This window comes from Sulfuriferula sp. (assembly GCF_054605375.1).
In genome coordinates this window covers 1-14,223 of the sequence record NZ_JBTSEG010000047.1, presented here as the reverse complement: position 1 = coordinate 14,223, position 14,223 = coordinate 1, and the positions used below count along the sequence as shown (strand labels likewise).

At 55.6% G+C, this 14,223-nt stretch carries 10 protein-coding genes; 4 read left to right on the top strand and 6 right to left on the bottom strand.

Annotated elements, in window-relative coordinates:
- Positions 1 to 331: 331 nt before the first annotated feature.
- The 3 genes from ACYCZJ_RS15820 to pdhA form a co-directional block, all read right to left on the bottom strand.
- Positions 332 to 3,274, bottom strand: a complete 2,943-nt coding sequence (locus ACYCZJ_RS15820; protein ID WP_461555187.1) for an FAD-dependent oxidoreductase — start codon at positions 3,272 to 3,274, stop codon at positions 332 to 334.
- A 100-nt stretch (positions 3,275 to 3,374) separates the two neighbouring features.
- On the bottom strand, positions 3,375 to 4,355 hold the full coding sequence (locus ACYCZJ_RS15815) for an alpha-ketoacid dehydrogenase subunit beta (RefSeq protein WP_461555186.1): 981 nt from the start codon (positions 4,353 to 4,355) through the stop codon (positions 3,375 to 3,377).
- Between the two features lie 112 nt (positions 4,356 to 4,467).
- The gene (pdhA, locus tag ACYCZJ_RS15810) at positions 4,468 to 5,427 is read right to left on the bottom strand and encodes a pyruvate dehydrogenase (acetyl-transferring) E1 component subunit alpha (protein WP_461555185.1); all 960 of its coding nucleotides are present in this window, start codon (positions 5,425 to 5,427) and stop codon (positions 4,468 to 4,470) included.
- A gap of 115 nt (positions 5,428 to 5,542) precedes the next feature.
- Between pdhA and ACYCZJ_RS15805 the strand changes: the two genes are divergently transcribed.
- Positions 5,543 to 7,012: a M17 family metallopeptidase gene (locus ACYCZJ_RS15805; RefSeq protein WP_461555184.1), complete on the top strand. Its 1,470-nt coding sequence runs from the start codon at positions 5,543 to 5,545 to the stop codon at positions 7,010 to 7,012.
- A 47-nt stretch (positions 7,013 to 7,059) separates the two neighbouring features.
- On the top strand, positions 7,060 to 8,166 hold the full coding sequence (gene aroC, locus ACYCZJ_RS15800) for a chorismate synthase (RefSeq protein ID WP_461555183.1): 1,107 nt from the start codon (positions 7,060 to 7,062) through the stop codon (positions 8,164 to 8,166).
- A gap of 44 nt (positions 8,167 to 8,210) precedes the next feature.
- Here aroC and ACYCZJ_RS15795 read toward each other — a convergent pair whose 3' ends face one another.
- The gene (locus ACYCZJ_RS15795) at positions 8,211 to 10,067 is read right to left on the bottom strand and encodes a diguanylate cyclase domain-containing protein (RefSeq protein WP_461555182.1); all 1,857 of its coding nucleotides are present in this window, start codon (positions 10,065 to 10,067) and stop codon (positions 8,211 to 8,213) included.
- Between the two features lie 329 nt (positions 10,068 to 10,396).
- On the opposite strand from ACYCZJ_RS15795, the gene rpsT reads away from it, so the two are divergent.
- Entirely contained in the window at positions 10,397 to 10,660 is a 264-nt protein-coding gene (gene rpsT / locus ACYCZJ_RS15790) for a 30S ribosomal protein S20 (RefSeq protein WP_461555181.1), read from the top strand.
- A 225-nt stretch (positions 10,661 to 10,885) separates the two neighbouring features.
- Positions 10,886 to 12,790 (top strand): ATP-binding cassette domain-containing protein, encoded by a 1,905-nt coding sequence (locus tag ACYCZJ_RS15785; RefSeq protein ID WP_461555180.1) that lies wholly within the window; start codon positions 10,886 to 10,888, stop codon positions 12,788 to 12,790.
- Between the two features lie 27 nt (positions 12,791 to 12,817).
- On the opposite strand, the gene ACYCZJ_RS15780 is transcribed toward ACYCZJ_RS15785, so the two are convergent.
- Together ACYCZJ_RS15780 and ACYCZJ_RS15775 are read right to left on the bottom strand one after the other, a co-directional pair.
- Positions 12,818 to 13,729: a hypothetical protein gene (locus ACYCZJ_RS15780; protein ID WP_461555179.1), complete on the bottom strand. Its 912-nt coding sequence runs from the start codon at positions 13,727 to 13,729 to the stop codon at positions 12,818 to 12,820.
- A 2-nt stretch (positions 13,730 to 13,731) separates the two neighbouring features.
- Positions 13,732 to 14,091, bottom strand: coding sequence for a LemA family protein (locus ACYCZJ_RS15775; protein ID WP_461555188.1), 360 nt, complete (start codon positions 14,089 to 14,091; stop codon positions 13,732 to 13,734).
- Between the last annotated feature and the right edge of the window lie 132 nt (positions 14,092 to 14,223).

Here is a 14,223-nt window from a genome sequence, read left to right as displayed (position 1 = left end):
TCCACATTGGGTGCCCCAGGGATGGCTGGTAGCGGTGCAGCGACAGCGCTCACCTGAAATGCAGCGGCTAGCAATAATGCGCTGAGGGTGCGCGACGAAAAGGATAACGGCATGGACAACTCCTTAAGGGTGGTCAAGCCAGTGGCTCGTTGAAATCGGGTTTTGTAATCGTATCGGGTATGGCACCGCGGTAAGATGCGGCGTACATGGAGTAGTTCCCGGAGGATACATGGTATGGCACTGAATGCACTGTTTTTCCGGTACATGCGCGGATTGCATTAAAGGCGCACATCAAAACGATGTGCGCCGGATTTTCAATAAAAATGCTTGCTCAGCGTTTGGCCGTCCTGCGCAGGCGTGACATCAGGCGCCGTGCCAGCTCGCCAAACAATTCGGTCTGGGTAGGGTGCGGATGGATTGCTTGGGCGACCTGTTTCAGCGTCATCCCGGCGGACACCATCATCACCGCTTCGCCGATCAGCGTGTCGGTATGTTCGGCCAGGAAATGCACGCCGATGATTTTCTGTGTGGCTTTGTCCGCCACCAGCTTGATCATGCCGTGGGTCTCGCCGCTGATCATTGCCTTGGCGTCGATGCTCATCGGCATTTTGGCTTCGACTGCATCAATGCCTTTGGCTTTAGCCTGCGCCACGGAAAGACCGACGAAACCGGCTTGCGGGCGACTGAAGGTAACGCCGCAATCCAGGTCCTGGTTGTACACATGGTCTTCACCCAACAAATTGCTGGCTGCAACGCGTCCCTGGGTGGCGGCAGTGTGAGCCAGCATATAGCCGCCTACCACATCGCCGACCGCGTATATGTGCGGCACACTGGTGCGGCCACGCGTGTCGACCTTGATCGCTGCACCATCCAGTTGCACGCCAGCAGATTCCAGATTGAGCTTGCTGGTATCGGGACGTTTGCCTGTCGCCATCAATACATAGTCGCAATCAAAACTGGCATTTTTGCCTTCGGCGTCTGCATAGTCGAGCTTCATTTTCCCCGGCGTACCGGCAATGCCACCGATTTTGGCGCTGGTGACGACGCTGAATTCCTGCTTGAGGAGTTCGGTGAGCTGTTTGGCGATTTCTTCTTCCACCTCAGCAAGAATACGATCCTTGGCTTCCAGCATCAGAATCTCGGTGCCGAAATCACGGAAAATCTGCGCCATTTCCACGCCGATGACACCACCACCGACAATGGCCAGTTTCTTCGGCGGAGCAGGCAGGTTCCAGATGGTGTCGGAAGTAATCACGCCGCCACTATCCAGGCCTTCGCGCGCACCGGGAATCGGCGGCACGAATGGTGGCGCGCCGGGAGCAATCACCGCTGCACCGAAGCGCAGAGTGTAGGCGTCGCCTGCTGGCGGCTGAATCTTGATGGTGTGATCATCGACAAAGGAGGCAAAACCTTCCCGTACGTCGATCTTGACGCCCTTGTCGGTTTTCAGCGCCAGTTCGCCGCGGGTTTGCAGAATGGCTTTGCGGCGTGTTTCCAGCGTGGCCCAGTCAAGCTTGGGAATATTGGTGCCGGTGATGCCTTTTTCCGCATCGTGGGCGCGATCGCGCATCAGGTCGGCATTGTGCCGCCAGGCCTTCGACGGAATGCAGCCGCGCCACAGGCACTCGCCGCCAGGCAGCGGGGCGTTGTTGATCATCGCCGCCTTGACGCCATGCTCGACCAGGTCGCGGGCGCAGTCCTCGCCGCCGGGGCCGCCGCCGATGACGATGACCGGAAAGTCCCAGTCGCCTTCAGGAATCGGGTTGGCGGCAACCATGCTTTCCAGCCAGCTTTCCGGATTTTCAATAATCTGTTTCAAGTCGGCCAGATAAGCGGCGACGTGCGCACCATTCACTACGCGATGATCGCCGGTGATGTTCACCGGCATGCCGTCCGTTCCGGTCGCGGCGATAGCCATGATGGCAGCGATGCCCGGGGTAGGGATGGCAGTGAAATGGGTGACGCCGAACATCCCCATATTGGAAATGGTAAAAGTCGGGTTGGCGTATTCATTGGGCGACAGTTTGCGTGCGCGTGCGCGCGGCATCAGCTCGCTCCACTCGGCCTGCAATTGCTCCAGGGATTTCTGTTCGATGTTGTGCAGGATCGGCACTACCAGCCCGCCACCGTCGGCTGCAACGGCTACACCGAAATCGTGGTTGCTGCGTTCGACGATTTTGTCCACTGGCTGATAGCAGTTGTTCATCATCGGATGCTTCAGCATGGCCACTGAACAGGCCTTGGCGATGGCCACGGTGACAGAGACCTTGCGCGCCTTGGCTGCAGCGATGAGCTTCTCGGGCTTGATGTTGAAAGTGACGTCGAAAGTAGGCAGCGTCAATGCCGCCGTCATCGCATGCGACACTGCTTTTTCCATTGAAGACATCGGACGGCCGGTGCCGGGAACTTCGACCTGCGGCAGGGAATGTGCGACTTGTGCCATGCTCGGACGAGCTCGCGCGACATCCTGGGCGACAATGACGCCAGCCGGGCCGGAACCCGCCAACTGGCTTAAATCCACACCAGTTTCGCCGGCCATTTTACGCGCGTAAGGACTGGCCTGACGTCCTGCAGGACGGGCCACAGGTTTGGCACCGGGATGCGCGACGCTGCCCGGCTTGGCTGCTGCCGGTGTTGTCGCCACATGGTTTTTCTGGTGGTGTGATTCCACCACTTTATGTTCGGCGGACAGCGTGACTTCGGTGTCGTTTACCTGAGCTGCATCACCCACGATGAAAGCCATCGGATGCGCCACTTCCACGGTACTGCCCACACCGGCCAATGGACCGGACAGGAAGCCTTCCTGGAACACCTCGACGTCCATGATGGCTTTGTCGGTTTCCACGGTTGCCACGATGTCGCCGCGCTTGATGACGGCACCGATGGTTTTTTCCCAGGTGACCACGATGCCCTCTGTCATGGTGTCGGACAATTGCGGCATGACAATCGGTATGCCGGCGTGATGCGGGATCATTTCAGTTGCCGCCTGTTCGGTAACGATTTCGCCGTCGCCGATAGCAAGATCGCCCAGGGTGTCCGTGATATAGCCCAATGCGCCGCTCACCGCAACGGTGGCGCCGACATCGGCCAAAGGGCCAGCCAGATAACCGGCTTTGAATACTTCCACATCCATGATGGCTTTGTCGGTTTCGACGGTTGCCACGATATCGCCGCGCTCAACTTTGTCGCCAACCTGTTTTTCCCAGGTCACCACAACACCCTCGGTCATGGTGTCGGACAGTTGTGGCATGGTAATGACGTAATGTGATGACATTGTTTTTTCCTCTAGCCTGGTATATGCAGTCCGCAGTCAAAATTTGTGCGGCCTGGGGCCGCACAAAGGTATAACTACTGATCAGCTGCGACCGGCGTTTTCATTTGCCGAGCATTTTCAAAACTGCCGCAACCACATCTTCATGATCGGGAATGGCCGCTTTTTCCAGCGTGTGATTATAAGGTTGAGGCACCAGGGCGGAATGCACGCGGACCGGCGCGGCATCGAGATCAAAGAAGCATTCTTCGTTGATGATCGCGATGACTTCGGAGCCGACGCCCACCGGTGCTTCGTCTTCTTCAGCGATCACGGCACGATGGGTTTTGCATACCGATTTTTTGATGCCTGCACGGTCCAGCGGAGAGAGTGAATACAGATCCACTACTTCCGCGGAAATGCCATATTGTTTATCCAGTATCTCGGCGGCCTTGAGGCACCAGTGTACCGAGATGTTATAGCCGAACAGGGTGACATCGTTACCTGAGCGGCTGATTTCCGAACCTTCCAGCGGGTGGAAATATTCTTCGTCCGGTACTTCGCCCTTCATGTTGTACATGAGTTCGTGTTCGTTGATGAACACCGGGTCATCGCTGCGCACTGCAGATTTCAACAAACCGTAGGCCTGCTTGGGATTGGACGGGGTGACCACGCGCAGTCCCGCAATACCCATGAACACTTTTTCCATGCGCGCCGAATGCTGGGCGCCCAGTTGATGGGCAGCGCCCCCTGCGGCGCGGAATACGCTGGGGGAGGTGAGCTGGCCACCCGACATATAGCGCACCTTGGCGGCGGAGTTGAACATCTGGTCCATCGCCAGCCAGGCGAAATTCACCGACATGATTTCAATAATGGGGCGGATGCCAAGAAAGGATGCGCCGATCCCCAAGCCGGTATAACCGCCTTCGGAGATCGGTGTGTCCATTACCCGTAACGGGCCGTATTTTTCATACAGCCCTTTGGTGGCCTTGTAGGTGCCGCCGGCCACGCCGATGTCTTCACCCATACAAATGACCAGCGGGTCGCGTGCCATTTCCTCGTCATGAGCGCGTTGCAGCGCTTCCCAGTACATTATTTCAGCCATGTTGATCTTTCCTTAATCCTTGATCTTTTGCCACACGGGCAGTGCTCACAGAGCAATTCAGTGGCGCGCGGTGCCTTGATTCCGCGGTACCGAGCTTTCTGTGATGGTGTATTTAAGCGAAAACGTATTTTTCCAGATCAGCAACGTTCGGTTCGGGTGATTCTTCGGCGAATTTGATGACTTCGTTCTCGATATAAGCGTCGGTTTCTTTTTCCATGGTGGTAAATTCATCCATGCTGAGTGAACCGGCTTCAATCAGTCGGTCACGCAGAATATTGATGGGATCGCGCAGCTTCCATTGCTCCTCTTCTTCGCGCGTGCGGTAGCCGCGCGAGTCGGACATGGAATGACCACGGTACCGGTAGGTCATCAACTCAAGGAAATACGGGCCTTTGCGGCTGCGCACATGTTCGACCGCCTTGATGGCATGCTCATGCACGACTTCCACGTCCTGCCCGTCACACTGCGCGGATTCGATTCCGTAGCTGCAGACGCGCTTGTACTGGTCGAGTACCGCTGTGGAGCGATCAATCGAAGTGCCAATACCATACTGGTTGTTTTCGCACACAAACAGCACGGGCAGTTTCCACAACGCAGCCATATTCAAGGTTTCATGGAAAACCCCCTGATTGTTGGCGGCGTCGCCCAGGAAGCAAATGGAGATTTCATCTCCGCCCTTCAGCTGGATGCCTTTTGCGATGCCTGCGGCAAGCGGAAACGGCCCGCCAACCAGCGCGTAACCCCCCATGAAGCGATGTGCCACATCAAAGATGTGCATGGAGCCACCGCGGCCTTTGGATGAGCCGGTTTCCTTGCCATACAGCTCGGCCATCACGGCTTTGGGATCGGAACCGCATTTGATGGCATGAATGTGATCGCGATAACCGGTAATGACATAATCGTGTCCGGGACGGGCCGCTTCCATCACGCCGTTACAGCAGGCTTCCTGGCCTGGATAGAGGTGCAGAAAGCCACCGATTTTGCGCTCGATATAGCCCTGATAACAGCGCTCTTCAAAGCGACGGTGCAACACCATTTCGCGCAGCACGCGCTTTTTGTCTTCCAGTTTCATGTATTTCTTCCTTGCAAGAGCTTGAGGCCGGACTGATTTTAGATAATACAAACTCTGCTATCATCGGTTAAAACACCCTATCCGGTCAAGCCAAAACCCCACGTCAAGGTTGAATATGCTCGCAAAACTGATTGAAAACAAAAAACAAATTTCTGTGGCGCAAATGGATAAAGCCAATCATATTTTGATGGTTTTACCGAAAACTGCCGCCTTGCCACAAGAAGGCGCCCTGCCGGGTCTTGCACAACTCGCCGCTGCATTGCGCAGACGCGACAAAAAACCGGTTGAATTGGCGAAAACGCCAGTCGCTGTGGAAACGGCACATGGCGGCTTGATCGTGTGGGTCATGCTGGATACCAAGCAGCCCACATTTAGTCAGCACTCCGTGTTGCGCCAGGCCTTGCATATTCTTCTGGACGAATCACCCAGGGAAATCAGTCTGGCGATCAGCGGTGATGAGGATTTTCGCGCTCAGGCTGCGGCTGCTGCGGTGTATGTGGCGTGGATCAACGGCGCAGCGCTGCCCAGCCTGAAAAGCAAGGACAGGCCCAAACCGCTGCAGACCATGCGCCTGTTTGGCCATGTCTCGACGGATGGTTTTGCCGCCCAGCGCGCGGTGGCGGAAGGCAATACCCTGTGCCGCAGTCTCACGGTCACGCCACCCAACCAGCTCACCCCAAGTATCTACCGCGAACGGGTGCGCGAACTGGCCAAAGACAATGGCTGGAAGCATACCGAATATGACATGAAAAAATTGCGCAAACTGGGTGCTGGCGCATTTGTCGCAGTCGGTCAGGGTTCGGATCCGGAAGATGCGGCAATTGTGCATCTGCGTCACCGTCATCCCAAGGCCAGGCTGACCGTGGCGATAGTGGGCAAAGGTATCTGTTTCGATACGGGCGGCCACAATCTCAAACCTGCCAGATACATGCAGGGCATGCATGAGGATATGAATGGTTCGGCAGTCGCGCTGGGTATTCTGGTAGCCGCCACGCGTCTGAATTTGCCAGTAAACATTGATTGCTGGCTGGCTATTGCGCAAAACCACATCAGCGCAAAAGCGTATAAGCAAAATGACGTGGTCACTGCGCTCAACGGCACCACCATCGAGGTGGTGCATACGGATGCAGAAGGGCGCATGGTGCTGGCCGATACACTTGCCCTGGCCGCGCGTGAGAAACCTGATGCCATGGTTGATTTCGCCACCCTGACCGGTAGCATGGGCGCTGCGCTGGGCGAGCGTTACAGCGGGGTGCTGTCCAATCGTGATGAATTGCTTAGCCAGGCAGTCGCAGCAGGCAAAGTCAGCGGAGAACGCATGTGTGCATTCCCGATGGACGAAGATTACGAACCCGCCCTGGATTCCGACATTGCCGACATCAAGCAATGTACGCTGGACGGCGATGCTGACCATATCCTGGCCGCGCGCTTTCTTAACCGCTTCGTGGACAAGCGGCCCTGGTTGCATGTGGACTTGTCTTCGAGCAACTGTGACGATGGTCTGGGTGCAGTGGGCACCGGGGTGACCGGTTTCGGCGTCGCATGGGGAATCAGCTTGCTGTCCGGGTTACAGGTCAGCAAGTAAGTCAGCCATGTTAAACTCGGCGCTTTGAGATTTGAGTGAGCACGACCATGTCCGGTAGCAGCATAGGCAAGTTATTTAGCGTGACGAACTTTGGTGAATCTCATGGTCCGGCCATCGGCTGTGTAGTGGATGGTTGCCCGCCGGGCATGGAATTATGCGCAGAGGATATCCAGGTGCAACTGGATCGTCGCAAGCCCGGCACTTCCCGCCATGTCACCCAGCGGCGTGAATCGGATACGGTGGAGGTCCTGTCCGGTATTTTCGAAGGCCGCACGACGGGTGCGCCCATCGCCTTATTGATTCGCAATGAAGACCAGCGCAGCAAGGATTACGGCAACATCGCCGAGACATTTCGCCCCGGCCACGCCGACTATACCTACTGGCACAAATACGGCATCCGTGACTATCGGGGAGGCGGGCGTTCATCGGCACGACTCACCGCACCCACAGTGGGTGCCGGAGCCATTGCAAAAAAATGGCTGGCGCAAAAATACGGTATCCAGGTGCGCGGCTACATGTCTGCGCTGGGGCCGATTGATTTGACTTTTAAAAACTGGGCAGCCGTTGGCGAAAATGCTTTCTTCAGCCCTGATCCAGATAGTGTCGCGGCGCTGGAAGCCTACATGGACGAACTGCGCAAATCCGGCGACTCAATCGGCGCCAAAATCACTGTAGTGGCCGAAAATGTTCCGGCAGGTTGGGGCGAGCCGCTCTATGACCGCATCGATGCCGACCTCGCTCATGCACTGATGGGACTCAATGCCGTTAAAGGTGTGGAAATTGGCGACGGCTTCGAATGCGTGCGTCAGAAAGGCACTGAACATCGCGATGAACTTACCCCGGAAGGTTTCCTGTCCAATCACGCTGGCGGTGTGCTGGGCGGCATCTCCAGTGGGCAGAATATTGTCGCCCATGTCGCCATCAAACCCACTTCATCAATCCGTCTGCCCGGCCGTTCCATTGACAAGCAGGGGAACCCCATCGAGGTCGTTACGCATGGCCGCCATGATCCTTGTGTTGGTATTCGCGCCACGCCAATTGCCGAAGCACTGATGGCGATAGTGCTGATGGATCATGCGTTAAGACATCGCGCGCAGTGCGCAGATGTGGTGAACGAAACACCACAGATTCCGGGAAGTGTTCAGTCGACGTAACGTATCAATGTGCTTGCATTACCCGGTTTAGCCATTATGCGAAGCTATCGCTTCAGCGTTCCGCGGATATCCTGAAAAAACTGCACATTGTTGCGCCCGACACTTTTGGCATGGAACATGGTGTGATCCGCCATGCTCATCAGGGTTTCCGGGCTGTCTGCGTCATCCGGAAATATTGCCAGGCCGATACTGAGTGTAACCTTGGTCTCGATACCATCCAGATCGATACTTTTAAGAGCCACTTTGCGCATGCGATCCGCAATTTTGCGAATCGCCTCTTCGCTATTGGCATCGGGAAGCAACACCACAAATTCATCTCCCCCCCAGCGCGATAGCGTGTCTATTTCCCTGAGCACCGATTGCAGGCGCTTGCTGAGCGTGACGAGGACCATGTCACCGGCTTTGTGTCCGAGGGTATCGTTGATGTGTTTGAAAAAATCAACGTCGATAAATCCCAGCGCGACTTTTTCGTTTCCGCGTTGTGCACGGGCAATGGATTGTTGCAGGTGTTCTTCCAGCAAAATACGGTTAGGCAACTGGGTTAAAGCATCGTGTAAAGCCATCTGGGTAATGCGCCGCTCCTGCAAATAACTGGACGTGATGTCACGCAGAACGCCGCGCAGTGCCGTGATCTGGCCCTGTAGTGAGCGGTGTGCGAGCAAGTGTGCTTCGATCCAGATGGGGTCTTCGCCGTGCAGGAACCGAAATCGCACCACTTCGGAATGTTTATTTCCCGAGGCTAATTCCCGAATCACGGTGGTAAGTATGGCGCGGTCGTCTGGATAAACGAAATTACTCAGCAGCTTTCCGACGTGATCGTGGGTAAGTTCGCTCGGCAAATCCAGTAATTTGCTCCAGGCGCCACTAAAATTGAGCAGAAAACCATCCAGCGAGAGATCGACGATGGCTTCTTCAAGCAGGTTGAGGGTTTCCAGCATCGACAGGCGTTGCGCTTCTTCCTGCATCAATTCGGTAATGTCGCGGATCAGCGCCACCATATTTCTGTTTTCTCCGGTTTCGGAAGGCAACATTTGCAATCTGCCCAGAAAAAAGCGATCTATGCTGTCAATATTCAGCGTGAATTCAAATGTTTCGCGAGTGCTGCCGGCAAGTAATTTCGGGGTGGCGCGCTTAATGGCCTGGGCCATATCATTGGGCAGTGCCTGTTCCAGAATCAGGCCGGTAATGTCCGTGGTCAGGCCGATGGAAAAGGAGCCGCTATCGGACCATATGTTGATGATATGACCCTTAAAATCATATTCAATAATCATGTCTTCGGTTGCGCCAACCAGCGCTTTCAGCCGTTCGCTGCTTGCTGCCAGATTTTGCTCGGCACGTTTACGAACCAGCGCGAGTGCGAGGCTGTTGGTGATCGCGCACAATACATTCACCTCTATGGGTAACCAGTTGCGCGGCTCATCCCGGCTAAACAGGCCGAGAAATCCTTCCATTCTGTCCTGCATCAACAAGGGTATGCATAGTGCCGTATGTATTTGCTGCGAGCCAAAGAGTGCGGCTTCCTCGGTCGGCAGTTCTGCGATGCTTTTGGAAAACACCATGCCGGCATGCAATGTATCGAACAGCAGCGGAAGCTTTTGATAATCGATCTCACGGAACTGTGTGAAATCGGATAATTGACTCACCGCTTCGGTTGATGACCAGGTGCAATAAAGTTTGGCGCCGTGGGCGTCTTTCTCGGGCTTGTTCAGAAACAGCGCGCAACAGCCTATCCCGGTGTTTGCGACCAATAGTTGAAGTACTTCGGTCAGATTTTGTTCGCTGGTGCCTTCCAGTAAAACCCCGGCCACGCTGCTAAGCGCCTTGAGGTAACGTTTGTATAAATCCAGTTCATCGGCAATGGGAATCGGTAGTGCCCCAGCCAGAGTGCCTGCCGCTTGCATGTGTGTGTCCCTCTTCCTTGCTTAGTAGATTATTCTTTTTTTCATTTTGTTTCGTATGTTACTGCTTAAACGGGCAAGTTACATCAATCAGGCGAAATGCCTGCATTGGTTTCCGTCATTGCAGGTTCGGGTGCATCTGCATCAAATTTGAAGTATCTGGTATCTCAGTTGATACGAAGATGTCGTTCGAATTTATGGTTCTGCATGATTGCGTATATATTTTAGGGGCGCTGTATGTCAGGAGTAAGTGCGTCGGGAAATTGACTTGCCAGCAACGCAGAGAATCCTTATAATTCCGCGTTTAGAAAAATCAGACAGGAGTTTCATCCATGGCAAATAGCGCACAGGCCAGAAAGCGCGCCAGACAGAATGACAAACAGCGCGCGCGTAACGCCGCTTTGCGTTCTACTTTGCGCACCGCCATCAAGAAAGTTCAAAAAGCCGTGCTGGCGGGTGATAAAGCTGTTGCTCAATCCATTTTCGGCGAATCGATGAAAACCATCGATAGCATTGCTGACAAGCGCATCATCCACAAAAACAAAGCGTCGCGCCACAAAAGCCGTCTGTCGTCCGCTGTCAAGGCAATGGCCTGATCGCTTCAAATTGCCCGGAAGTGATTTCTTCCGGGCACATCATTGTACTGTACCAAGATTTCTATTAGGGCACAGCTCCCTGCCGGTATGCCTTGTTAAACGGCGTATGCGATGTGCTTCTTGTATCCGGATTCTTTCATCAGGAAACTAGCGGGTGAACATCCGCAAGTTTATGTAACAACCGGGTAGAATATCCGGTTTTCTCACTAGTATGTTCCTCGTCCCATGCCGCTGCTCACCTTAGAAAATGCCTCCCTCGCTTTTGGCCATGTGCCGCTGCTCGATCATGCCGACTGGGTGATTGAGCCTGGTGCCCATATTGGCTTGATTGGCCGCAATGGTGCGGGTAAATCCAGCCTGCTCAAGTTGCTGGCAGGCGATACCAAGCCGGATGATGGCTCAGTATGGCGTCAGCCCGGCCTCAAGCTCGCTTATGTGCCGCAGGAACCACAACTGGAGTCCGATCACACCGTGTATGAAGCGGTGGCAGAGGGGTTGGGTGAGGTGAGCCAGTTGCTGTTGGATTATCACGAAGTCACCCACAAGATGGGCGAGCCGGATGCCGATTTCGAGTCACTGATGGCGCGCATGCAGACGCTGCAAACGGCGCTCGAAGCGCGCGATGGGTGGAGTCTCCAGGCGCGTGTGGAGACCGTACTGACCAAACTCAATCTGCCCGAAGATGTTCTGGTTGGCACGCTTTCCGGCGGCTTGAAAAAACGCGTGGCACTGGCGCGTGCGCTGGTCACCGAACCGGATTTGCTCTTGCTGGACGAGCCTACCAACCACCTCGATCTGGCTTCCATTGAATGGCTGGAAGAATTGATACGTGGCTACACTGGCGGTGTCATCGTGATTACCCACGACCGGCGTTTTCTGGACAACGTGTCGCGCCAGATCGTTGAATTGGATCGTGGAGTACTCCGTACTTACGAGGGTAATTTCACCGAATATCAGCGTATCAAGGCCGAGCAACTGGCGATTGAGGCAGTGGAAACCGCCAAGTTCGACAAGGTGCTGGCGCAGGAAGAAGTATGGCTGCGCCAGGGCGTGAAGGCGCGGCGTACCCGCAACGAAGGTCGCGTACGCCGCCTCGAGCAGCTGCGCCACGAGCGCAGCGAACGCCGCAATCATCTGGGGCAGGTCAACCTCAACGTGGACAGCGGCGAAAAATCCGGCAAGCGCGTGGCGGAGCTTGAGCACGTGACCAAAGCCTATGGCGGGCGCACGCTGATCCGCGATTTTTCCGGAGTGATCCAGCGCGGCGACAAGGTCGGCCTGATCGGTCCCAACGGCATAGGCAAGACCACGCTGATCAAGCTCATCCTCGGCGAAATCGAGCCGGATTCCGGCACCGTCAAGCTCGGCACCAAGCTTTCGGTCGCTTACTTCGACCAGTTCCGCACCCAGCTCGATGAGGAAATGACCGTCGCCGACACCATCAGCCAGGGCGGCGATTTCGTCGAAATCGGCGGCGAGCGCAAGCACGTCATCAGTTATCTGGAAGACTTCCTGTTTGCCCCGGCGCGTTCGCGCTCACCGGTGAAATCGCTGTCCGGCGGCGAGCGTAACCGGCTGCTGCTGGCGCGCCTGTTTACCCGTCCGGCCAATGTTCTGGTGCTGGACGAGCCCACCAACGACCTCGACATCGACACCCTGGAACTGCTCGAAGAGTTGCTGCAGGACTACCCCGGCACGGTGTTGCTGGTGTCACACGACCGTACCTTCCTCGACAACGTGGTGACCCAGGTGATCGCCTTCGAAGGCGATGGCATGTTGCGCGAATATGCGGGTGGCTACGACGACTGGCTGGCGCAGCGCCCCAGGCCCGGCTCGGACAAGGCAGCCATCAAAGCCGCGACGTTGAGCAAGCCGGAGCCTGCCAAGCCAGCAGCTGCCAAGTCAAAACTGAGTTGGAAGGAAGCGCAGGAACTGACGGCTTTGCCCGAGCAGATTCGTGCGCTGGAAGAGGAGCAAACCGGCATCACTGCGCGCCTGTCCGACGGTACGCTATACAGCAGTCAGCCCGGCGAAGCCAAACGTCTGCAAGCGCGTTTTGCAGCCATAGATTCAGAGCTGGAAGTGGTTCTGGCGCGTTGGGAAGCGCTGGAAGCGAAACAGGCGGGGTAGCTTGCCGGGCACGGCCAGGATAGCGCGTCAATGTACACCGAGCCAGATCAGGCGGGCAATGGCGCCACTCATGATGGTCAGATGTACCCATGACCACAACCGAAAGCGGGTGGCGAGCTTGTCCGGCGGTTCGTTGGCGACCAGGTATAGTCGTCCATCACCGGGCTTGCGTAGCATATGTACGCCGTCTTTCAGGCGGATTTCTTGATGTTCGGCGGCGATGTGTTGTTTTGCCATCAGCACAGCGGTTTCCCATTCGTTTGCGTCCAGTTCGCCATCCTTGTTCAAGTCAAAACGCGACATCAGCGTGGCTTTATCCTGCTTCCACTGCGCCAGCAGGTCCGACACATCCTGTTTCGCGTCCAGTTCGGCATTGGCACCGCCCAGCGTGACATGCTCGCCAATAGCATATAGCGGCTCATCAGCCCGCAGCATCCATTCAGTCTTGCGGTAGTCCTGTTCAACCCATTCGCGTTTATGGTTGGTACGGATTTCAGCGCCGTCTGGATCGATCAATATCTGGCCGCTGCCATCGTCCAGGGCGAAGGTGTCATGGCTGGCGCCGGAATCGATAAATTCCCAGTTATCTTCGTTGCTCCGACGTTCGACGCGATAGCGATACCACAGGCAGGGCAGATTACTGAGATGACTGACTAATTGTGCTCCATGAAGATACCTGCCGCGTCCGGCGAATTCAGTGTAACCCTGAGGTGCGGAGATGATTCTGGAGGTGGGTGTATCAGCTACAAGACGGTAGCGTCGATGGTTGGCGAGCCAGGCGATAAAACTGGTGATACCAACCAGCGATAAGGCGACAAGCCAGCCAGTGTGATTGCCGATCTCTAAACCAAGTATCAGAAACAGCAGGTTGAATCCGGTAGTGAGACCATTGGCGAAGGTGTGGCGAGCTTCGGCGACGGCCTCTGAAATCCAGCCCATATTCAGCCAAACAAGGTTTTAACGTTCACATCGGTTATTTCGTCTGCCTTGAATCTGAGCAGTTCAAAAGCCTTGAAGCCGAATTTTTTAGCGATGATCACGTCAGGGAACTGCTCAATGCGCACGTTGTTGATGTTAACGCTGTCATTGTAGAATTCGCGGCGGTCGGCAATCGCATTTTCAAGTCCAATAATGCGTGCCTGAAGGGTTTTGAAGCTCGCGTCGGCTTTCAGTTCGGGATAGGCTTCCACCACGGCAAACAGCCCGCCCAGACTGGTGCGCAATGAGCCTTCCGCGCTGGATAAGGCGGGCACATTGTGCGCCTCGCGTGCCGTAGACACCGCAGCGCGCGCCTGCATCACTTTTTCTAGGGATGCTCTGAACAACCCCGCCTGCCGCGCAGCAGCAGACGGCTCCGCTTCAAATTTTCAAACGACAATGTGAAATGCTCAGGAAATGCAATTTTCCTCACTGCTTTTGGCGTTCTTCGCCCT